Origin of the sequence: Acinetobacter sp. (assembly GCF_036666595.1) — a bacterium.
Lineage (GTDB): Bacteria > Pseudomonadota > Gammaproteobacteria > Pseudomonadales > Moraxellaceae > Acinetobacter.
The window spans coordinates 1-752 of record NZ_JAVWVO010000074.1 but is presented as its reverse complement, the minus strand read 5'-3'; the positions used below and the strand labels follow the sequence as shown (position 1 = coordinate 752).

General features: G+C 30.5%; 1 protein-coding gene. It reads right to left on the bottom strand.

The annotated features are described in order from the left end of the window. Positions 1-417 (bottom strand): hypothetical protein (locus RR876_RS16850; protein WP_332637173.1); only part of this gene is annotated, 417 nt, incomplete at its 3' end. Positions 418-752: the final 335 nt, after the last annotated feature.

The window sequence follows — 752 nt, the reverse complement described above, 5'->3', positions numbered from 1 at the left end:
ATAAATTTTATTTGGTTCTGAGTTAAATGCAGCTAATTCCAAATTTACTTGTTCTATTTTATAGTAGCCATAGTATCCCATACTTATGTAACCTTTAGAAATGTATAGGGAAATAGAAATTTTTTGTTCACCAGGCAATACTTGAATTAGATATTTACTACCAAGAATTGGAACTCTTTCATGTACTTTAACATTGTTTATTTCCGTAATTTCAGTTTGCCCTACTCCTTTATAAATGATAGAAGACTCCATCCAATCTATATAAATTAAAGAAAATTCAGCTTCAGTTTTATTTTGATTACCTGTATACATTTTAGTAGGTTCAAAGTGAGGTTTTGAAGCGCATCCAAAAAGTAAAAATGATAAAATCAAATAAATAAAAATCTGCATATTTATTAGTTTCCCTAAAATTAACATAATACACCTTATACGAAATGCTCTTTTTATTCTGATATAAATCATTCGCTTAACTGTTTAAGAAAAGCCCAACCACCTCCGATTGGGCTTTTTTAATGATTATTCACGTTCCACGCCTGTTCTTTGATCAATGTGCCACGATTTTGTTCAGCTCAGTTAAACAATCCTGAGTAATCATAGGGTCTAAAAAACCAAATCTCAAAGTGTCTTTTCTTTGGCTCCGGATAGACTTCTTTTTCTTAAAAATACATGACATTAAATGTGGTTTAAGCTAACTTAAACAGGAAATAATGTCGGTTTTTGGGGTTTTTATGAAGAAGTCCTCTAGTCAGTTT